The organism is Facivitalis istanbulensis, assembly GCF_040560405.1.
Classification (GTDB): domain Bacteria; phylum Pseudomonadota; class Alphaproteobacteria; order Sphingomonadales; family Sphingomonadaceae; genus Sphingomonas; species Sphingomonas istanbulensis.
The window spans coordinates 1-20,855 of the sequence record NZ_JAVSCQ010000022.1; the positions used below are offsets into that span (position 1 = coordinate 1).

The 20,855-nt window shown below is 60.1% G+C and carries 22 protein-coding genes; all 22 read right to left on the bottom strand.

Translation table 11 applies throughout. The features are described 5' to 3' along the window. Positions 1–141 precede the first annotated feature (141 nt). On the bottom strand, positions 142–309 hold the full coding sequence (locus RN629_RS12640; RefSeq protein ID WP_407035502.1) for a hypothetical protein: 168 nt from the start codon (positions 307–309) through the stop codon (positions 142–144). A 391-nt stretch (positions 310–700) separates the two neighbouring features. After that, entirely contained in the window at positions 701–2,005 is a 1,305-nt protein-coding gene (locus tag RN629_RS12645; protein WP_407035503.1) for a tyrosine-type recombinase/integrase, read from the bottom strand. A 254-nt stretch (positions 2,006–2,259) separates the two neighbouring features. Further along, positions 2,260–2,997 carry an SDR family oxidoreductase gene (locus RN629_RS12650; protein WP_407035504.1) on the bottom strand — a complete coding sequence of 246 codons (738 nt, stop codon included), beginning with the start codon at positions 2,995–2,997 and terminating at the stop codon, positions 2,260–2,262. Between the two features lie 309 nt (positions 2,998–3,306). Next, positions 3,307–4,773 (bottom strand): MFS transporter, encoded by a 1,467-nt coding sequence (locus RN629_RS12655; protein WP_407035505.1) that lies wholly within the window; start codon positions 4,771–4,773, stop codon positions 3,307–3,309. A gap of 73 nt (positions 4,774–4,846) precedes the next feature. After that, entirely contained in the window at positions 4,847–5,824 is a 978-nt protein-coding gene (locus tag RN629_RS12660) for a VOC family protein (RefSeq protein WP_407035506.1), read from the bottom strand. Positions 5,825–5,964: 140 nt separating this feature from the next. After that, complete coding sequence (benD, locus tag RN629_RS12665) at positions 5,965–6,741, bottom strand: benzoate diol dehydrogenase BenD (RefSeq protein ID WP_407035507.1); 777 nt, start codon at positions 6,739–6,741, stop codon at positions 5,965–5,967. Then, complete coding sequence (benC, locus tag RN629_RS12670) at positions 6,741–7,769, bottom strand: benzoate 1,2-dioxygenase electron transfer component BenC (RefSeq protein WP_407035508.1); 1,029 nt, start codon at positions 7,767–7,769, stop codon at positions 6,741–6,743. Before benC ends, benD begins: the two co-directional genes overlap by 1 nt. 29 nt (positions 7,770–7,798) lie before the next feature. After that, a complete protein-coding gene (benB, locus tag RN629_RS12675; RefSeq protein WP_455189836.1) occupies positions 7,799–8,329 on the bottom strand; it encodes a benzoate 1,2-dioxygenase small subunit in 531 nt (176 codons plus the stop codon). Positions 8,330–8,577: 248 nt separating this feature from the next. Beyond that, entirely contained in the window at positions 8,578–9,561 is a 984-nt protein-coding gene (locus tag RN629_RS12680) for an SRPBCC family protein (RefSeq protein WP_407035509.1), read from the bottom strand. Beyond that, positions 9,558–10,315, bottom strand: a protein-coding gene (locus RN629_RS12685) for an IS5 family transposase (protein ID WP_407035510.1) whose coding sequence is annotated in 2 segments (ribosomal slippage) — positions 9,558–9,982 and positions 9,982–10,315 — 759 coding nt in all. Because the reading frame shifts where the segments join, the coding sequence is not laid out codon by codon here. Before RN629_RS12685 ends, RN629_RS12680 begins: the two co-directional genes overlap by 4 nt. Then, positions 10,248–10,805 (bottom strand): Rieske 2Fe-2S domain-containing protein, encoded by a 558-nt coding sequence (locus RN629_RS12690; RefSeq protein ID WP_407035511.1) that lies wholly within the window; start codon positions 10,803–10,805, stop codon positions 10,248–10,250. The genes RN629_RS12685 and RN629_RS12690 overlap by 68 nt, the downstream gene beginning before the upstream one ends. Positions 10,806–10,866: 61 nt before the next feature. Then, complete coding sequence (gene dmpG / locus RN629_RS12695; protein WP_407035512.1) at positions 10,867–11,895, bottom strand: 4-hydroxy-2-oxovalerate aldolase; 1,029 nt, start codon at positions 11,893–11,895, stop codon at positions 10,867–10,869. Continuing rightward, on the bottom strand, positions 11,895–12,836 hold the full coding sequence (locus RN629_RS12700) for an acetaldehyde dehydrogenase (acetylating) (protein WP_407035513.1): 942 nt from the start codon (positions 12,834–12,836) through the stop codon (positions 11,895–11,897). Before RN629_RS12700 ends, dmpG begins: the two co-directional genes overlap by 1 nt. Beyond that, positions 12,833–13,648, bottom strand: coding sequence for a 2-keto-4-pentenoate hydratase (locus RN629_RS12705; RefSeq protein ID WP_407035514.1), 816 nt, complete (start codon positions 13,646–13,648; stop codon positions 12,833–12,835). Before RN629_RS12705 ends, RN629_RS12700 begins: the two co-directional genes overlap by 4 nt. A gap of 163 nt (positions 13,649–13,811) precedes the next feature. Continuing rightward, on the bottom strand, positions 13,812–14,375 hold the full coding sequence (locus RN629_RS12710; RefSeq protein WP_407035515.1) for an OmpW/AlkL family protein: 564 nt from the start codon (positions 14,373–14,375) through the stop codon (positions 13,812–13,814). Positions 14,376–14,419: 44 nt separating this feature from the next. Continuing rightward, on the bottom strand, positions 14,420–15,295 hold the full coding sequence (bphC, locus tag RN629_RS12715) for a biphenyl-2,3-diol 1,2-dioxygenase (RefSeq protein ID WP_407035516.1): 876 nt from the start codon (positions 15,293–15,295) through the stop codon (positions 14,420–14,422). After that, a complete protein-coding gene (gene bphB / locus RN629_RS12720; protein WP_407035517.1) occupies positions 15,292–16,137 on the bottom strand; it encodes a cis-2,3-dihydrobiphenyl-2,3-diol dehydrogenase in 846 nt (281 codons plus the stop codon). The genes bphC and bphB overlap by 4 nt, the downstream gene beginning before the upstream one ends. Before the next feature lie 18 nt (positions 16,138–16,155). Beyond that, the gene (locus RN629_RS12725; RefSeq protein ID WP_407035518.1) at positions 16,156–17,379 is read right to left on the bottom strand and encodes an NAD(P)/FAD-dependent oxidoreductase; all 1,224 of its coding nucleotides are present in this window, start codon (positions 17,377–17,379) and stop codon (positions 16,156–16,158) included. Next, positions 17,376–17,702: a non-heme iron oxygenase ferredoxin subunit gene (locus tag RN629_RS12730; protein WP_407035519.1), complete on the bottom strand. Its 327-nt coding sequence runs from the start codon at positions 17,700–17,702 to the stop codon at positions 17,376–17,378. The genes RN629_RS12725 and RN629_RS12730 overlap by 4 nt, the downstream gene beginning before the upstream one ends. A 12-nt stretch (positions 17,703–17,714) precedes the next feature. Continuing rightward, entirely contained in the window at positions 17,715–18,278 is a 564-nt protein-coding gene (locus RN629_RS12735; RefSeq protein ID WP_407035520.1) for an aromatic-ring-hydroxylating dioxygenase subunit beta, read from the bottom strand. Positions 18,279–18,356: 78 nt separating this feature from the next. Further along, positions 18,357–19,706, bottom strand: a complete 1,350-nt coding sequence (locus tag RN629_RS12740) for an SRPBCC family protein (protein WP_407035521.1) — start codon at positions 19,704–19,706, stop codon at positions 18,357–18,359. 22 nt (positions 19,707–19,728) lie between these two features. Next, the gene (locus tag RN629_RS12745) at positions 19,729–20,598 is read right to left on the bottom strand and encodes an alpha/beta fold hydrolase (RefSeq protein WP_407035522.1); all 870 of its coding nucleotides are present in this window, start codon (positions 20,596–20,598) and stop codon (positions 19,729–19,731) included. Positions 20,599–20,855: the final 257 nt, after the last annotated feature.

Consider the following 20,855-nt stretch of genomic DNA (forward strand, 5'->3'; position numbering starts at 1 on the left):
GCCAGCGACATCGCTGCGCGACAACGCCTCTTGATCCAGGCCAACCTCGTGTGACACTATCCCCAACGTCACCGCTGACACATCACCATCAATGTCGCTGACCAGTCACCGACGATGTCGCGCTACACCGATTTTGCGTGGTCACCGCTTATCGACACAGGAAGGATCGAGGCAGTGCTCAACCATATGGGCGGAAGGGATTTGCCGGTCCTTGTGGCGCAATTCCTCATCCCGGGCACCGGTCCGAGCGGCCGAGCCGGTTTTATTGATCCTGCTGTATTCAATCATCGCACCGCGATGTTCGGTCATTCGGCCTGCCTAGGCGAGAAGCACCTTCGCGAAGCGCTCGCCAAAGGTGGCCTTTGGGATCGTTTTCTAACGCAGCCCAAGGGTCTATTCGCGCCAGACCATCCCTTCCGCAAGACGCGGTGGCGTCCCGCTTTCGCGCCGCTTCGTTGGCTCACGCATGGAGTAGGCCTAGTCCTATTTCTTTTCCTACTTCCGCTCTCGCTACTGCGCCGTTTGCTTGACCCATGACGGGTAAACTGCAGATTTGGGCAGATTCGGATGTGAATCGGTTCGCGCCTGAATGGCCGGGTCTGGTCGCCAGCGGCCGCTCCGCTTTTTGATCGAGGCCGCCGCCAGCGCTTCCCCCAGCATAAGTTTATCGTTGGGGCAGTCGACTCCGCCAACTGCCGGTTTAGCGCAATTGGTCATGAGCGGGCAGGTCGAGGACCAACACAGGCCGCACTACCCTAGAAGCGCGGAGCGCAGCTCCCACTCTACAACTGCTTCCCTCGTTCGAGTCCAAGCTCAGGCGTTGGACTCGTCGTCCCCGGCTATCCGCCGACGGATGGGGCGTTTTTTTGCAGAATGCCGCCCATTCACGCATAAGTAGTCGGCGTTTGTCGAGAAAGTCGGTCCGGCGATAGGCCGCCTCGACCTTGTTCGAAACGGTGTGGGCAAGCGCCGCCTCGGCAATTTCCCCTGAGTAGTCCGTCTGCTCCGCAACCCAGTCCCGGAATGCCGACCGAAACCCGTGCACCGTCACCGCGAGGTCCATGTCTCGGAGGATCTTTAGAAGCGTCATATCCGACAGCGGCTTCTTCACGTTTTGGCCAGGAAACACCAACTCGCTGGCGCCAACCTTGAACGTCTTGGCGCGTTCGAAAACCGCCACAGCATCGGGCGCGAGGGGCACGACATGCGCTCGCCCCATCTTCATCCGCTCGGCGGGGATCGTCCACAACGCTGCTTCCAGATCAAGTTCAGACCAGGTCGCGCCCCGAATTTCTCCTGACCGCGCCGCTGTCAGGATGAGCGCTTCCAGCGCTACGCGGCCCACCGATTCCCGCTCGCCTAGCTTCTCGAGGAAGTTTGGCACGGATGCGTAAGGCAGGGCTGCGAAGTGGCTTTCCTTCTTGGGCTGACGAGGTAGCCCCTTGGAAAGTGACCGCATCGGCGCTTCGGTCGCGCGAAACCCGCGTGCATAGGACCAGTCGAGAACGGTGCCGATGCGTTGCCGTACACGGCGCGCCGTTTCCGGCTTCGTCAGCCAGATCGGAGCCAGCACGTCTCGGATCAGGGGGCCTTCGATTTCGCTGACTAAGCGGTCACCCATCTTGGGGAAGGCGTAGCTCTTCAGCGTCGCGATCCACTGATCCTGATGCTTGCCGTTCTTCCAGGCCTCCTTGTGTTCCTCATGGACCATCTCGGCGGCCTTGTGGAACGTCGGAATGACCTGTCGCTCCTGCTTCCGCTCCGCGACAGGGTCGATGCCTTGCGCGATCTTCTGGCGAGTGAGGAAGGCGGCCTCTCTTGCATCCTTGAGAGAAACCGCTTTCAGTGAGCCTAGCCCGATATCCTGGCGTTTTCCCTTATTTTGGACTCGCAAAACCCAGCTGGCTGCCCCTTTGCCGTTAATTTCGAGAAACAGGCCGTCCCCGTCCGAATAGCGTCCGGGCTCGATTAGCGACCGAATTTTAAGCGCAGTGAGCTTTCCCATGCCACCTCACCTCAATTTTTCCCCCACACTTTTCCCCACACTTCGTTTGAGATTGTGTCGGATCGAGTGAACCACAGCGACATCAAAAAACCGCTGGTTTCTGGGCTTTTATAGCGAATTTTTGGGTGTTTGGCGAGCCCTGGAAAGGGCGGAAATGGCGGGCCATGCGGGATAGCGATGAGAACTATGTCTACTCCATAGCCCTCTACAGCCCTCCTTGATGTGAGTTTTGAAATAGAGCAACCTTCAAGCACTCAGATCGCCCGTACTAGGCCGCCATCAACAAGCAGGCCCTGGCCGGTAATGTATCCCGCCTCCTCCGAGAGCAGGAAAGCGATTGTGGCGCCTAGTTCGGCCTCGACCGCCGCATAGCGACCCATGGGGATCTTCGCCACCGCCTCGGGGCTGACAGGATAGTTGTCCACGAAGCCGGGAAGCACCGCGTTGATGCGCCACCCCTCGCCGCCGTGGCGCGCAACGCAGAGCTTGAGAAAGCCTGCCAGCGCAGCTCGGAAAACCGCCGACAGTGGATAAGTCAGTTCGGGCTCGCGCGCCGCGTAGCTCGAGACCGCCACCACCGCGCCCGACTTCTGCCGGACGAAAACCGGCGCGAGGTGCCGCATCGCCCTGACCGTGGGCATGAGCACAATCTCCATCGCCTTGTGCCAGTCCTGGTCGGCGATCTCCAAGATCTCGCCCTTAGCAGGGTGGCCTGTGTTGATCACCGCTCCGTCGATCCGGCCGTGGCGCTCCAGCGCCGTTGCGACCAGCTTCGCCATATCGTCTTCGCTTGTCACGTCGCCGCGCAGCCCCGTCGCGGCTAGTTCAGCCGCCGCCGCCACTATGTTCTCGGAGCGCGACATCAACACCAGGGACCAGCCGCGCGCCGCCAGCGCGCGCGCAGCGCCGAGCCCGATGCCCGAGCTTGCCGCCGTCACCACTGCAACCCTGGCAACATGTTCCTCGTGATACGTAGCTCCCCGTTCCTGCATTGCCACCTCCTTCTGGCGCGGCAGCCGCCGCGCCCGGCATCGTCCTTTCGCGCCATGTCATCAGACAGATGCTTCCGGATGTCTCCTTATGGTCGCCTGAGCCAAGCTCGTTCCGGACAGGATCCCGGCCGAAGGCGCATCGTCGCTATGGAACCTGATTCTTGAGGATCCGCACGACGACTGCCTCATCCCCTCATCCAGGGCGTCGGCGGGACCCGGCGCAATTTGGCGCAGACCGGCGTGCACGGGCGTCCTGGCGCAACAAGGTTGGACTTCCCTCTCTTCGTCGCGCCAGCACGCCCGCGATTCTCATGTTGAAGAACGCAGGTCTCTTCTTAACTGTCGCGCGGCACCTTCCGGCTCACTGCGGGCCCGGATGAGAGCCACGGCAAGTGTCGCGGCGGCGAGCGGCACGGCGATGCCGAGATAGTACCCGCTTACGCCGCCTACCTGCAGGAAGAAGCCGCCCAGCGCCGAGCCGAGGATGGCTCCGGTACGGCCGATTCCGATGGCCCAGCCCGTGCCGGTGGCGCGCAACTCGGTGGGATAGATGCCGGAGATGAGGTAGTTCAGAGCCAGCTGCTGGCCGCCCACACCGAAGCCCGCCACCGCCACCAGCACGAACACCGCAGTCCAGTTCTCGCCCGCCGCCGCGAGGCCGAGGCAGACGGCGATGCCGAGGGCGAACATGCCGATGAGCAGGCGCCGCACGTTCACCTTCGGCAGAGCGAGGGAGAGCGGGATGGCGTAGATGAGGAAGGCGGTGTTCACCGTCACTGTGCCCATGGCGGCGGTGGCGGGGGGAAGTCCCGCGGTGGTGAGCGCCGTGGGCAGCCACAACAGCAGCATGAACCAGGCGACCCAGTTGAACAGATAGATGGTCCATACCGCGACGGTGTTCGTGCGGTAGGCCGGAGCGAACAGCGCTGCTACGGAGCCCTTCACTACCTTCTCTACCGGCACGAAGCGCGTCTCCGCCGGCACCTGGCGGGCGATGATGCGCGCCACCAGCGCGCGACTCTTTTGCTCGTCGCCGGCCTTACCGCGGGCGACGAGGAACTGCGGGGATTCCGGCAGGACGGCCAGGGACACGAGCAACATCGCCAACGGCAGCGCGCCCCCTACGAGATAGATGCCCTGCCAGCCGATTGCCGGCATCCAGGCCGAAGCGAGCATGCCCCCAAGCACCGCGCCGAGGGGCAGGCCCAACAGAACGCCGGTGAGCACGGTGCCGCGGGCGCGGCCCGGCGCATATTCCGCGGCGAGCGCCAGCACCACTGGCGTCGCCCCGCCCATGCCAAGGCCGGTGAGGAACCGCAGGACGACGACCTCCGCGGGCGAGGTGGCAAACGCGATGAGGAGCGAGAACAGTCCGAACAGCAGCATTGCGCCGAGAATGGCGGGACGTCGGCCGATCTTGTCGCCGACGGAGCCGAGCGCCATCGCGCCCACCGCCATGCCGAGCGTGCCGGAGATGAAGATGTAAGTCATGTCCGCCGGGGCCATTCCGAAGGCTTCCGCGATGGCCGGACCGGTGTAGGCGATGACCTGTGTGTCGAAGCCGTCGAGCACCGTGACAATGAAGCACAAACTGAAGATCAGCCATTGTTGCCAGCGCAGCGGCTCCCTGTCCAGGATTTCCTGGATGCTATGACTTGCACCCGCCGCCATGCTTTTTCTCCAGTTGGTTGTCGACAGCGATGGATTGCCGAATGGGCTGGCGGCCGGCTCGTGGCTGCCCGATCCGTGCAGAACTCGCGCGAGGCGAACAAACAAAGACCTCTTCGCCTGTCCCCTGACACACAGGTTGGTCTCGACAGTCTCAGTTGTCAGATTGATACGAGCGAGCTCATTCCGTTCGCGCGCCGGTTGTACGTGCAAACGGGTGCTCGGGCTCGGTCGTGGGATCCATGCTGTCGCCATACCAGAACAGGCCGCGCTCCAGCTCTTGAGCTTCCCACTTGATCGGTTCCCAAGCCGGATCGAAAATTAGATAGCCGCCCGAGAAAATCTCCAGAAGATGGCCGCTCGATGGATCACGGATGTAACTGTAGAAAGCCTGGGTGATCCCGTGCATGCCCGGGCCTAGATCGGCGCGAATGCCATGCTCGGCGAAGTGGCCGAGCGCGTGTAGAATGTCCTGCGGAGTGTCAATCCAGTACCCGATGTGATGCAACCGAGCTCCCCTGGTAGCGGGGTCGAACATGAAGGCGACGTCGTGAACCAGCGGAGTCACGCTCATCCAGGCCCCGAGCTTCAGATCGGGAAGCTGAATGTATTCGCGCACTTTGAAGCCGAGATGTTCCGACATCCAGGCGATGGTGTCGTCGGGCGAGGTCTGGCCGCACCAAAGGTTCACGTGGTCGATGCGGCGCGGCGACACGCCTCGTAGCCGTGCCTGCGCGGATTGGCTCTTCAGTAGCGAGCGGATTTCCTCGGGCGCCAGCGGGCGCTCCATATCCCAGTAAATTTCCATCGGGTGGCCGCTGGTGGGTACAAAGAAGCGAATCGCCTCGCCCTGGCCGAGTTCGGTCCCAGCGGGCACCTCGTCGACCGTCACTCCCTGACCGCGCAGATAGGTGGCGAATTTGTCCAGATCCTCGGCAGAGCGCGCCTTCCAGCCGACATGGTGCAAGCGTGCCTCCTTGCCTTGTATCAACACCATGCTGTGATGCTCGAATTCGCCCCAACCGCGCAGATATACCTCGTTTCCCCGTCGATCCGTCTCGATCAGGCCGACGATGTCCCGCCAGAACTTGATGGATCCTTCCAAGTCTGGCACTTCAAGAGCCACATGGCCGAGCATGGCAACTTCTAGTTTCGACATTTGAGCTTCTCTCCCTTGGTTGTGATCGTGCCTGCTTGGCCCGGTTCTCGATCAAAGACAGACGGATCCGCAAATCTCAGCTTGCCCATTGCGCAGGTAAACCCGTCGACCGGCTCGTAGCTATAGCGGTGCGAATGAGGTCAATAAGGATGCCCCCCTGCCACTGGCAGCGTGACGCCGGTGATGTAGGAGGCGTCGTCGGAGGCTAGAAATAAAATCGCGCCAGCTTGCTCATCAAGGGTTCCTAGACGCTTCATCATGCTCATTTCTACCGCTTCTTTGTAGATTTCCTGCGACCAAATCTCTTCCTGCTTTGTCAACTTGCAATTGTTCCGGGGAATCACCCTTTCCGGCGCGCTGATCCCGCCAGGTGCAACTGCGACGACTCGAATACCCTGCTCGGCCACTTCAAGCGCCAAGCAGGTGGTGATTGCATTCACTCCTCCTTTTGCGGCACCGTACGGAACGCGTTTGGTCGCCCGCGTCGCGCAAGAGGAAACATTCACGATGACGCCGCTCTTGCGCTCGATCATACTTGGAACCGCTGCACGGCAGCACCAAAGCGTCGGGAAGAGGGAACGTCGGACTTCAGCTTCGATCTGATCAGGCTCGTAGTAAATGTAGGGTTTTGCCCAAATCGTCCCGCCGACATTGTTTACAAGAACATCAATGCGATTGTAGCGTTTCAGCGCCTCGGCCATGGTCTGCTCGGCACCGTCCCAGGTTTCAAGATCAGCCTGGACATGCGTCGCATCTCCCCCAGTTCTTCTGATCGCTTCGGCTACGCTGCTCACATGTTCAGAACGATCAACCAGCAGCACCGTGGCTCCTTCGCTGGCAGCACGCTCTGCAACACGCCGGCCCACCCCTTGTGCCGCCCCAGTCACAACAAAAATGTGGTTGGAGAACCTGTTCATCACGCGATCTCCTCGGCTGTGCTGGCTGCATCGGCCGGGTTGAACTTTTCAAAATAGAAGTTCCTAGGACTTATCCCGAGCTTGGCTATGTGATTGCGCACGGCCTCGACCATCGGCGGCGGGCCGCAGAGATACACATCCACATCGCCCAAATTTAAATCATCCGCCACTATGTGATCCGTAACAAAACCTTTGCGAGGGTGAGGGCTGTATGGATCTGCCACAATCGTCTCAAAGCTGAACGTCGCAAGTCGCTGGCTAAAGGCCTCCAGCCGAGACAGCTCCACCAGATCATCATCGCGCGTGACACCGTAGTACATGCGAACAGACTGCTCCGCCCCCCTTTTCGCAAGCTCCTCAAGCATCGACAGAAACGGGGCAAGCCCAGTTCCTCCTGCGAGGAGCAATAGCGGGCGCATGACCGGGCGCAGATAGAAGGCTCCCATGGGCCCGGTCAGTTCCACTATGTCCCCGGGTGCAGCGCGTTCAGCCAGATAGCCGCTCATGACACCACCGGGCAGATTGCGGATCAGAAAACTGATCGCCGCCGCTCCCGACGGGGAAGAAAACGAATAGGGTCGCGTATGCCTCGTTCCGGGAACGGAAACATTCACATATTGACCCGGCAGAAACTCAATCCTTTGCTGCAAAGCGAGATTGAAGATGAATGTCGTCTCCGACGCTGGCTTGACCTCTATCACTTCAGCCTCATAGACCGCCGCTGCCGTCTTGCAGGCAAGCGACGTAGTCGGAACCTGTAGGACGCAGTCGGACCGGGGAGTCATCTGGCAGGTCAGCACATATCGTTGCTGTTCTTCCTCGATGGTCAGTGCCTCATCGAGATGGGCGGCCATCTCGTAGTCGCCTTCCTCACAAAAACACTTGCAGGTGCCGCAAACACCATCTCTGCAGTCCATCGGGATGTTGATTTTTTGCCGGAAAGCAGCGTCTGCCACACGTTCGCCCGTGCAGCAGTCGATGACGCGCGTTATGCCATCCTCAAAATTTAGCGCGATCTTGTAGGGCATGGTCTCTCCAACGCATCGAGCGAACGCGTCTAGATGTGATAGATGTCGATCACGTGATGGATCTGATCGTTCTTGAGCACCACTTTCTTGTTGGTGATCAAGGGATGTCCAGTTGCCATGTCGATCGTGTAAAATGAAGCGCCCCAGAAAGCGTCGGTCGTGTTGTAGCGGTAACTGAAGGTGCACCAGTTGAAACGCACCTTAACCTCCGTACCCTGCCTTTCCAGCACCTCAATATTGGAGATGTTGTGCAAGGTTCGGGGCTCGGGCATGCTGGTGGCCGAAGAACGGTCGGTCTTAATGCGAAACACCCGATCTTCCAGACCCGAACGGTTCGGGTAGTAGATCAGGGACATTTCCGTCTGTGGATTCTCCGTCAACTGATCAAAATCGTCCCACGTCGGCATCCAGAACACCGCATTCTGGTCATAGTAGGTCAGCCAGGTGTCCCAGTCGCGGTCATCGAGAGCGCGCGCTTCCTTGAACAGGAAGGGGTCCAGACACGGAAGTGCGCATATTGTCCGGCTCGCGCGAACGTAAAAAGAACGATTGTCCGTAATCCTGTCCGGAAATCAATTTGTCCGCTTTCCCGCCATTCAGCCCGGTAGACGGACAGCTTGAACAAGTCCGGCTAACCTTCGTTATGCGGACAGGCCCTTTGAGCCGATCCGCCACCGTTCGTCTAATGTTCTATCGAAGCGGACACCCTGCGCACTTTCGTGTCGTGACCCCAGGAAGGCTTGAATTTCCTCGTAGGTCATGGCGGCTTGCACTGGTGCAGTCTTCTCTTTAAGTGCGGTCATTGGCGTTACTCCCCCGCTAAACGCAGCGGTTCGGCTTGCGTCAGTTCCTGCTTGACGGCGACCTTCATGCGATGCAGCCAATCCGTGTGTTGATCGACGAACAAGCCTTCGTCTTCGACGCGCATGCCGCTCGACAGCGGGCGGATACCCATTTCCCGGGCATCTTCATCTTGCCCTTCGATGCGGTGTTTCGCACCGCGGCTGAGGTCGTTCCAAACCAGATCGCGCGCCTGATAGGCGATTTGGCACGAGCGGAATTCTTCCAGGTCGTCCGGCGTGGCCATACCAGATGCGTTGAAGAAATCCTCGTACTGGCGGATCCGTCGTGCGCGAGCTTCGGGACTTTCGCCTTTGGGCGCAACGCAGTAGATCGTGACTTCAGTCTTGTTCACCGCAATGGGACGGAACACCCGGATCTGCGTGCTCATCTGATCCATGAGGAACACGTTGGGATAGATGCCGAGGTTGCGGAAGACGCCGATCATCCAGTCGGCCTTCTTCTCGCCACACTTTTGCACGAGCTCGTCACGCCAGTTGTAGAGCGGCCGGTTTTCGGGAGTTGAGGAATATGTCCAAAGCAGGATGTGCCCGTTGTCGAAGCTCCAGTAGCCGCCCTTCTGCTGGGCCCAGGTGCCGACGTTCACAGCCTTGATCTCGTCATCGTTCTTCTGCTGAACTCGGCGACCAGTCGTGGCGACATAGTTCCAGTGTACGGTACTGACGTGATAGCCGTCTGCTCCGTTCTCAGCTTGAAGTTTCCAGTTACCGTCATAGGTGTAGCTTGATACACCGCGCAGCACCTCCAGCCCTTCTTCGGACTGGTCCACCATTAAGTCGATGACCTTGGCGGCGTCGCCCAAATAATCTGTCAAAGGTTTTACATTTGGATTCAGACTGCCGAACAGGAAGCCGCGGTAGCTTTCGAATCGGGCGACGCGCTTTAGGTCGTGGCTGCCATCCTTGGCGAATTGACTAGGGTCGGGACTCATAACCAGTAGCTGACGACCGCTGCGATGCAGACCGCGGCGTGGAAGTTTGTGGCGAGCCGGTCGTAGCGTGTGGCGACCCGTCGGAAATCCTTGAGCCGGTTGAACATGCGCTCGATGGCGTTGCGGCTGCGGTAAAGGTATGGGGAGAAACAGTTTTTCCAGAGGCGATTGATCTTGGGCGGGATGTTCGGAGCCGCACCTTTGGCCTCGATCTTCTGTCGCACGGCATTGGTGTCGTAGCCCTTGTCGCCATGCACCAGTTCAGCCGCGGTGAGCTGATCGAGCAGTGTATCGGCGGCGACGCAATCAGCGACCTGGCCGCCGGTCAACAGAAAGGCGATTGGGCGACAATCGCGATCGGTCAGCGCATGGATCTTGGTCGTGCGTCCGCCACGAGAGCGGCCAATGGCTTGCCTGCGCTCCCCCCTTTTCCGCCAGAGGCACATCGGTGCGCCTTCACTGCAGACGAGTCGATGAGCACCTCGGCGGGTGGTCCTCCAGCAGTTGCCAGAGCGTAGAAGAGGCTCGTCCACACGCCTTTGGCTGCCCATCGCTGGAAACGGTTGTAGAGCGTCTTCCGGGGGCCGTAGACCGTAGGCGCATCTTTCCAACGGCAACCCGATATCAGCACATGCACAATGCCGCTGATGACCCTGCGATCATCCACCCGGGGCTTACCCCGCGTATCACGCGGCAGATGCGGCTTGAGCCGAGCGAATTGCTCTTTCGTCAGCCAAAAATATCCGTCGTCCAAATGAGGTCTCCTTCCGGAAACCTTGAATCACGCCAGCTCGGCGCTGTGAATCCTTTTTATGGGTCCCAGCCCTAGGGTGTCCGGCTCCATCGGAGTCCTTGACTTTCAACAGCTTGCCGGTATTCGAGAAGCTCCAACCATGAAAGGGGCAGGTAAAGGTCGAACGGTTCGCCCGCTTAAAGCGACATAGTTGCGCGCCCCGGTGGGTGCACGAATTGATCAGGCAGTGTAACTCCCCTTCCTTGTCGCGCGTGATAACGACTGGCTGCCGGCCAATATAGGTCGTAAAGTAGTCATTCGCCTTCGGAATCTGGCTTTCATGGGCAAGGAACAGCCAATTCCCTTCGAAGATATATTTCATCTCTAGTTCAAATATTTCCGGGTTAGTAAATACCTCCCGATGAACGCGAAACGTCCCCTTTTCCGGGTCATTCTGCAACAGCCCGTTCAGGCGATGCGATAGTGCGACAAGCGCCGAATAGTCGAGCATTGCTTTGTCCTCCACACATTGTCTTTTGTATTGGCGTGAACGTGAATATCGATGGTGCCGGTCATTGCCTTGCGCCTGCCTGCATATCCAGCGCCACGTCGACAATCATGTCCTCCTGGCCACCCACCATGCGACGGCGGCCGAGCTCGCTGAGTATCTCGCGCGTGTCCACCCCATAGATCCTCGAGGCGTTCTCCGCATGGCGCAGGAAGCTCGAATAGACCCCGGCATAGCCCAGCGCGAGGCTCTCGCGGTCCACCCGCACGGGACGGTCCTGCAATGGGCGCACCAGGTCGTCAGCGGCGTCCATCAGCTTGAACAGGTCGCAGCCGGTGTCGATGCCCTTGCGGTTGAGCACCGCGATGAGTGCCTCGAGCGGCGCGTTTCCGGCTCCCGCGCCCATGCCGGCGAGGGACGCATCCACCCGCACCGCGCCGGCCTCGATGCCGGCCACTGCGTTGGCCACACCCATGGTGAGGTTGTGGTGGGTGTGGACGCCGACCTCGGTCTCAGGCTTCAGCGCGTCACGCAGCATCCTCACCCGCAGCGTATAGTCCTCGGGAAGGAGGGCGCCGGCGGAATCGGTCACATAGACGCATTCCGAGCCATAGCTCTCCATGAGCTTCGCCTGCTCGGCAAGCGCCTCGGCGGGGATCATGTGGGCCATCATCAGGAAGCTCGCGGTGTCCATGCCCAGCGCGCGGGCCGCCTCGATATGCTGGCGCGACACGTCGGCCTCGGTGCAATGGGTGCAGACGCGCACCGAACGGGCACCGGCCTCGTAGGCCGCCTTCAGGTCATGCACCGTGCCGATACCCGGGAGGAGCAGCACCGTGACCACGGCGTGCTCGCACTCTCCCGCCACAGCGGCGATCCATTCCTGATCGTCGTGGGCACCGAAGCCATAATTGAAGGTGGAGCCGGTGATGCCGTCACCATGGCTGATCTCAATGGCGTCCACCTTCGCCCTGTCGAGGGCGCGGGCGATAGCCCGCGTGGTTTCCAGCGAATACTGGTGGCGGACAGCATGCATGCCGTCCCGAAGCGTCACGTCCTGGATATAGAGCTTGTCGGGATTGGTGCGGGCCATTAGGCTGCCTCCTTTGCAAGAACGGTGCCCGCCCAGTGATCGGCGGTGGTGAGGGCCGCGGACGTCATGATGTCGAGGTTTCCGGCATAAGCGGGCAAATAGTGGGCCGCCCCTTCCACCTCCAGCAGGATGGTGGTCTTCAGCCCAGTGGACGGGCCAATGCCAGGAATGCGCACCGGTGCATTGTCGCCGATCTGCTCGAACTGCACTTTCTGCTTCAGGCGATAGCCGGGCACATATTTCTGAACCGCCGCGACCATTTCCTCGACGGACGCGGCGATGGCGTCCTGGTCTCCGCCCTGGCTGAGCGTGAACACCGTGTCGCGCATGATGAGGGGCGGCTCGGCGGGATTGAGGATGATCACCGCTTTGCCGCGCTGGGCCCCGCCCAGCACCTCGATGGCTTTCGAGGTAGTCTCGGTAAATTCGTCGATGTTCGCCCGCGTGCCCGGCCCCGCCGATTTCGAGGAAATGGAGGCGATGATCTCACCGTAGACCACCCGCTTCGAGGCGCGCTTGACGGCGTAGACCATGGGAATGGTGGCCTGTCCGCCGCAGGTGACCATGTTGACGTTGGGCTCGTCGATATTGGCCGCGCCGTTGATCACCGGGATGGTGAACGGCCCGATGGCGGCCGGCGTCAGGTCGATGACCTTCTTGCCGTCCTTCTGGAGCAGCGCGTTGTTGGTGAGGTGCGCCTTGGCGGACGTCGCATCGAAGACGATGCGGATGTCCTTGTAGTTGGGCAGCTTCAGGAGCCCCTCGATGCCCTCATGGGTGACCGGCACATTGAGGCGCGCGGCGCGGGCGAGACCGTCCGACTTCGGGTCGATGCCCACCATGGCGCCCATCTGGAGGTGCCGGGAGGTCCGCATGATCTTGATCATGAGATCGGTGCCGATATTGCCGGACCCGATGATGGCGCAGGAAATCTTCTTCATGAGTTGGTCTCCGCGGCGAATGACACCCGGACCGAGCCGAGGCCACCGATGTGGGCTTCCATCCGGCGGCCCCACTCAACCCGCACCATGGGGCCGAGGGCGCCGGACAGGATCGTGTCCCCCGCCTTGAGGGGGCGGCCCATTCGGGCCATGGTCCGCGCCAGCCAGAGCGCGGCGGATATGGGGCTTCCAAGACAGGCATGGCCGGCCCCGGAGGACACCTGCTGGCCGTCCACCTCGAACGTCATCTCGCAGCCGGAGACGTCGAACGCATCGAGCTTGCGCGGCGACGACCCGAGCACGTAGAGCGCTGACGAGGCGTTGTCGGCGATGGTGTCGACGATGCTGATGCGCCAGTCGACAATGCGGGAATCCACGATCTCGATGGCCGGCAGCGCGAACTCCACCGCCCGGATCATGTCGGCGGCGGTGATGTGCTCGTCCGTCAGATCCCGGCCGAGGACGAAGGCGACTTCCGCCTCCGCTTTCGGCTGGATGAGCCTGCCCAGCCGCACCTCGCCGCCGTCGGGCACCGCCATATCGTCGAGCAGGACACCAAAATCGGGCTGGTCGACGCCGAGCTGCCTCTGCACCGCCACAGAGGTGAGGCCGATTTTACGCCCCACCAAGCGCCGGCCAGCTTCCAGCGCTCTTTTCGTGTTGAGCTCCTGAACCCTGTACGCCGCCTCGATATCACTTGGCCCGATCAAATCGCTCAACGGCGAAACCGGCGCTCCTGTTCGCGCGGCCTCGAAAAGACGATCCGCCGCTTGGTGCAACTTCTCCAACATAATTCCCGTGACAGCATTCATTGAAATCACTCCTGGAGCAGTCGATGCCCAGTCAGAATCGATATCCGATGCCCACACCGACAATGGTTGGATTAATCTTAACCCGAGCCGATACTGGAATGCCACTCGCCATCGCACTTACGTCAGTACTCAATAGTATCTGTTGAACATAACTATGTACTGTCTATCGCTCTGCAATGTCGTAGTCAACCCCAATCTTAAAGGCTGGCCCGAACGCATTATCGATGTTCACATTCTGAAGCGCCGCGTCATCGACATTCAGGAAAATGGCGTAGGTGACACCGATCCCGACATAGGGCTTGAACGCACCAAGACCCAGGAAGTGATATTCACCCGACACGGTCAGCGGGCCATAGTTCGCGCTGGCCAGTGTGCCGAAGGAAGCGAGCGAACCAGCACCTTTGATATGCGCCCGCGGCGTGTATCCGCTGTAGACGTTAACCGCGAAATTGGGAGTAAAAAAATAACTTACGTCGAATGTTGCCGTTGGATTGTCCGCCATCGATACCGAGCCACCGCGCACAGGCGCACCGCCCACCGCGACGTCTGCGCTCTCATTGGTGAACACGTTCGCGACGTCCACATGGAGCAGCCAGCGCCGGAAATCGTGGCGGGAAGCCTCGGCCGTATAGGCCGAACCAGTTGGATTCATTTGGGCCTGCGCCGGCCATGACAGCGAAACCCAGCCGAGGCCAAATAGCGCGCCGAAAACCAAATTGCTTTTCATCGATCTCCCCCCACTCTAGTTTTTTGTGCTGTTGCGGCTTCGCACTAACCGAGTCCGATAAAACGGTGCCCCCAAACGCTGATCTTGTCGTAGCGCACGACCGACCAATTTAGTTCGACCTGGCGCGCGCCCCAACCGTATTCCACCGCGAAACCCGACGGAGTCGCCCCGTAGAACGAAACCATGTGATCGTTGGTGTGCCGTCCGAGAGTTGCCACGATCGCACCGTCGGCTTCGAACTTGTCGAGGGCAAAGCCGACATCGTCGAGCCGCGTCACTTCAAGCATGAAGTGGTGAAGCGTTTTGCCGCCCGGCACGCTGGCGAGAGCAAGCGTGTGATGACGGCCGTTGCAGTGAAGAAAATACAACCGCACCGTCAGCTCATCGTTCAGCTTCCAGTCGATGATGTCCGAGAGATGAAGGCCAAGGCCCTTGATATAGAAATCGAGCGCGGCGCTGACGTCTGGAACGTTCAGCACATAGTGGCCAAGGCCTTGATCGCCGGTCAAAAAACCGGAGACGCCCGCTGGTGAAACAAAGGGCTTTTCAAAGAGTTCTGTCCCGCCATAACAAATTTCGACGCGATTTCCCGCAGGGTCCGTGCATGAGACAAGCCCCAGGACTCCGCGATCGGCCGCCAGTTCGGGGCTTCCCACGGTCACCGCGACACCGTGCGCCTCCAGCCTCTTCTTCAGCGCCGCCAAAGCGTCTTCGCTATCGACTTCGTAGCCTGAGAATGAGAAATCGTCGGCTGAACCCTTTTCGACATTCAGGCGCCAGGCGCGTGAATCGATGCGGAACCGCACCCTGTCCGTGCTGGCTGAAAGTTCCATCAGCCCGAGTTTGGCGGTGGCGAAAGCGCGCCAAGCGGCCACGTCCGACACCTCAAATCCTAGATAGCTCAATCTTTGGATGCTCATGCCACATCTCCCTTTCCCGAGAAGCGCTTGTCGAGTTCCGCCCCGAGATTGACGTCGATCAATCCGCGAACCCCCCACCCACCGTTGAAGTCCAGGATGGAGCCGGTCAACGGAACTGTTTCCGCGCGCGTTGCGAAGAAGACATAGGCGCCGGTGTATTCTTCCGCTGTCGCGACCTGACCGGCCGGAAGAACCTGTTCAAGCATGTCTTTGAGCGAGATCGTCGCGATGCTTCTGTCTTGCAGATTCAGAGCTTTGAGCCCGCGCAGATCAGTGCCGATGATTCCGCCGGGCGCGATGCCGTTGACACGGACATGCGGCCCCCATTCATAGGCGAGCTGCTTGATCAGACCGACAACCGCGTGTTTGCTGGCGGTGTAGAGCGCGCCTCCACCCGAGGTGTAGAAGGCGGCGTTCGACGCAGTGAAGATCACACGGCCTTTGCTCTTGTAGAGCGCAGGCAGGGCGGCCTTGGCAGCCAAGAGATAGCCCTTGACGTTGATGGCGAACATCTCGTCGAAGGCGTCTCCGATCTGATCATCAGGAATATCGACGAGCGGGGTTATATAATCCCATACCCCCGCATTGCCGACAAGGCAGTCGAGTTTACCGAAAGCTTCGATGCAACGTGCGACAGCTTGCTTGTGGCTGTCAAGGAAACGGACATCGCCCTCAACGCCGACAACGGCGTCGCCATGGGTTTCCTTGAGTTTCGCCAGCCCGGCGCTCGACCGATCTAGCACCGCAACACGGGCACCCTCGGCGACATAGCGATCGACGATCGCCCTGCCCAGACCGGAGCCTCCGCCCGTGACCAGCGCCACCTCTCCCTTCAGCCGCATAGTTGTATTGCTCCTCTCTTATCTCTTATTTGAGCGCGAGAGATCGCGCATGCTTATGTTCACGTCTCTCAGCGCCTCGGACGCGACGACGGCTTGCATCTCCACCAGCTTGACCGCCATCGCGAAGTCGCGCGGCGCGTCCACAGCGACAACCGCCCGAACCACGCCGTTCAACACTCGGAACAGAAGCGCCGGCCCCGCTCCAAGCATCCCGCGAAGCACGACCTCGCCTGGCCCTTCGATATTGCCGGCGATCTGCATCCGATCCCCAGCAATCTCGGTCCAGGAGACAGGCACTTGCGGCGCCGTCGCCTCCTTTCCAAGGATCGCCGCCGCCACCGCCGCCGCTTGGCGCTGTGCATTCAGATATGTCTCCAGCGACCGCCGGCCGCCGTCACGCAGCGGCCAGTTCGCCACGTCGCCGACCGCGAAAATTCCATGCGCGCGAGTAGCGCCGCAGCCGTCGACAACTACGCCGCGGTCGCAGGCCAGCCCTGCGGCTCGTGCTAGCTGATCAGCCGGTTGGGCGCCGATGCAGATCAGCGCGCTATCCGCGGCGAACCGACGGCCGTCACCAGCGGTCACGGCTTTAAGCCGGTCTTCGCCGAGAAACGCGCTGACGCTGACGCCAAGCTCCACGCGCACGCCCAAGCTCTGCAGCCGCTCCCGGCTCCAGGCGCCGATCCGGCGGCCCAGGACACGCACGAGCAATTCGTCCGCGGCCTCAAGGATCGTCACGTCCAATCCGAGCTTCTTTGCCGTTGTTGCGACCTCGCAGCCGATTAGTCCGCCGCCCATGACAACGAGCCGCTTTCCCGGCGCCCAATCCCCGCGCAGACGATCCACATCACCAAGAGTGCGGAGCGTGGCGACCCCGGCGAGATCACGGCCAGCGAGAAGGGGCTTGCGGGCGCTGCTGCCCGTTGCGACGACAATGACGTCGGCTACAAGCACCCTTCCATCGTCAAGGTGAATAGCGTGCTCCCTCGCGTCCAGCCTCGTTGCCGCCTTGCCGAAGATCAAGTCGATCCGTGCTTCATCATACCACTCGCCAGCAACGAGCAATGGCGGTTGCTCGAGATCACCGCCCAGCACAGCTTTGGACAGCGAGGGTCGGTCATAGGGCAGGTGAGGTTCGTCCCCGATCAAGGAAATCCGCCCCCCGTAGCCTTCCGAGCGCAAGACCTGGGCCGTAGTAACACCTGCTACGCCGTTGCCGATGATTGCGACGTGGCCAATCATGAGGTCGCCTCGCCGTCATCAAGATCGACAAAGATTGACTCTTCTTCCAGCTTGACTGGAAACACCCGGAGCGCCTTGCAGGCCGGCAAAGCCTTTACCTTGCCCGTCCGCACGCAGAACTTGGCGAAATGCAGCGAGCATTCGACTATGTCGCCCTCCAGATAACCGTCGGAGAGCGCCCACTCCCCATGCGTGCAAGTATCTTGCACGGCAAAAATCTCACCATCCACGTTGCATAAAAGCACGGGCTCCGATCCACCTTCGTGGCGATGCATATCGCCTGGCCGAAGATCCGATCTCCGCATGATGTATGTCCACGACATGCGTCGATCACACTAAAAGAAGAAGCTGAGATTGTTGGAGAGGATCGTGCTTTGATCAATCAGGATCGTGCGCTTGGCGATCTGAAAGCCGGCTTCACTCTCTTTGCGCCGCAGCGTATCCCGCCGCTCTCCAGCGAAGATGTCGAGCTGCCGCTCCAACCGATTACGATAGACGATGAAGGCGTTTGAGGTCTGGTATTCATTCGGGGTTGCGCTCTGCACGATCATCACGTTGCCGATGATGTGCCGGGTGCGAGATGCGGGGTTCTCGGACCAGCTGACATCGGACGTGATCTTCCGAAGGCGCCCCTTCATCATCGGCAGATCGTCGTCGAAATGAGCGTATTCGCCGACTGCGGAATACTCTTGGTCGGTTTCGCGCATGATGCGCGTGGTGCGGATCGGCATAAAATAGCGGATATCCTCCGCCAGCAACGCAAACCATTCTTCGAAGCGCCGGTCATTGAGGAGCTTTGCTTCCCAATAATAGAATTGCTCGACCTCCTGCTGGAGCTCCAGCGCGACCGGAGTCGGCTTCTTTTGAAAGACATCGGGTCTGTTGATCGCATCAAGCATAGCGAATCCTTGTAGCTCGACGATGAATTGGGCTGAACGCCGCGGCGCCTGTTGGCGCCAACGGCATTGGCTCGTGGATTATTCGGCAGCAACGAGACGGGTCGCGTTAAGCGCGCTCCAATTCTCGGAGGTCATCATGCGCGCCCATTGGGCGTAGAGGCCGCGCGCCGCTTCTTCGCTGTAAACATAGCCGATCCGGCCGGGATAGTCCGGATCGTTGTCCACAGCTTTGCCGAGACCCATTTCGATATTGAACGGGCGGCTACGCGCCTTGTGGCCGCGCAGGACGTGCTGAATCTCGACCCAGTTCTCGCCGTCGTCCTGCTCGAACACGCCCCCTGCGGAGAATGTTCGCAAGGTCTGACGACGAAACTCCTCCTTTATGTCGTCGGGCGCGTCAGCGTCCACGACAGTGAAGGCCCAGACCTCGACCTCGTTTGGCCCGCGGGGATGCCACGCTCGGACCGTGTTGATGCCGGGCAGGAAGGAGCAGGTCGGGAATATGGTCATGTGCTGAGCCATGAGCCGAGTGCCGCGCTCAACGCTCCCGAGACGCTCACCAGCCTTCTCGGCTGCGGCGCCTTCGGTCCAATATTGGGTGATCTTGGGCCCCATGATGGCGAGCAGCAGATTGGGATCGCCGATATAGAAGCCGGTTCCATGCCCACCCCACGGCGCGCGATATTGCTTGCCCACGGTCGGCGGCGCGAGGTCGGTCAACTCGAGGCCTTCAGGCAGGCCAGCGAGAATCCCCGAAAGGTGAGACGTGGTTCCAGCGTGATACATGTCGCTGCAGAATTGCTCCGCAGCGAATTTCCAATTGCAGGGAATGACCCACTTCTGGACGCCGGGAATCGCCTCGGTCCCCGCCTCGGTCCGATCCAGCATATGATCCATGTAAAATTTGGCTTCGCCAAGATAGGCGTCCAGATCGGGTGCATCGGCATCCCAATTGGCGAAGATGAGGCCCTTGTAGGTTTCAACTCGCGCCTGGAGAGGACCCCACTCCTTCTTGTTGAGGCAAGGGAACGCTTCCTTTTCGAAAGGAACGCTCACCAGATTGCCCGCAGTATCATAGGCCCAGCCGTGATAGGAGCAGGTGAACGCCTTGGCGTTTCCAGCGTCCGAGCGACAGATTCGCATGCCGCGGTGCCGGCACTGGTTCAGGAAGACTTTGATGCTTCCGTCTTTTTGCCGGACGACAAGAACCGGATCTTCACCCATGTAATTGGTTAGATAGTCGCCCGGACTCCTGACTTGGCTTTCGTGACCCAACAAAAGCCAAGCGCGCCCGAACACGCGCTCCAGTTCAAGCTGATACAGGCTTTCGTCGCTATAGATTCGCGGATCGAGGCGACCCGTACTCTCGTCCACCATGTCCAAAATCTGCTGATCGGTCCACGAGATTTTCGGCGTTGAGACGTTCATCGCTTCCTCCTAACTATAATTGTTAATGCGACGCCATCAGGCTTTGTTGTGCCAATGGCGCCGAGTCCGCTTCGGCTAAGAAATCCTGCACCAACCGAATGAATCCGGCGGCGTGTTCGATCTGCACCCAATGCCCACACCGACCAAAGACGTGCAATTGAGACGACACGATGAGCTGATGCAGCCGCAAGGACGTCTCAAGCGGCACTACCTGGTCATCGCGGCCATGTAAGATGAGCGTCTCGTGCGGAATTGCCCGGATATCGTCTTCCGAACTGGCGAGCGCATTGACCCAACGCTGCCTCGGCGCCGGAAACATCGACGAAAACGCTTCCTGGAAGCCCGGTCTGATGCTGGCTCTGTACCGCAACTCCGCCAACTCGTCGTTCACGAGACTTCGATCGTAGGCAAAATAGTCCATTATTTTGCGCATATTCTGCGCGGAAGGCTCGTACCCCCACACAGCGTCGAGCCCTTTGGTGAGTTCGAAATCCACACCCGCCGATCCCATCAGTATGAGCCGGCGAACGCGCTGCGGGAATCGTATGGCGAATGCCAAAGACAGAGCGCCGCCAAAGGAATTTCCGACAAGATCGACGCGATCGAGCTTCATCGCATCCAGAATGCCGACCAAGTGCGCGACCCAGACCTCAGGGCTGTAAACAATGTCTCGAGGCCGTTCGGTGAATCCAAAACCCACCATGTCGGGTGCGACGACGCGCCTGTGTCGAGACAACGCGGGGATCACCGCTCTCCAGTTCGCCCAAGCCGTGACGCCGGGTCCAGAGCCATGAATCAGCACGACAGGCGTACCCGATCCGACGTCGTGAACGTTTGTCGCGATTCCGTTTGCGTCAATTGTTTGGGCAACGTCTGGATAAGCTTCCTGCATGATATCCCTTCCTGTCCCTCGGGACGTTCGCCACAACTGCTTTCCGCAGGTTCCACTGCAGAAATGGCGGGCGCGCAAATGAAGGGATTGGCACGTCAAGGCAGGCGCAAAACCCCCACCGAACGGCGCTTCCTCTCCATCTGGGTGCTCCGCACCTCTCATATCGTTTTTCGAACTTAAAAACGATATTCTGGCCTGTCAATGGGTTTGGTGGCACGAAAACCGCTGGGGTAGGCTATATCGACTTTCGGTACCGG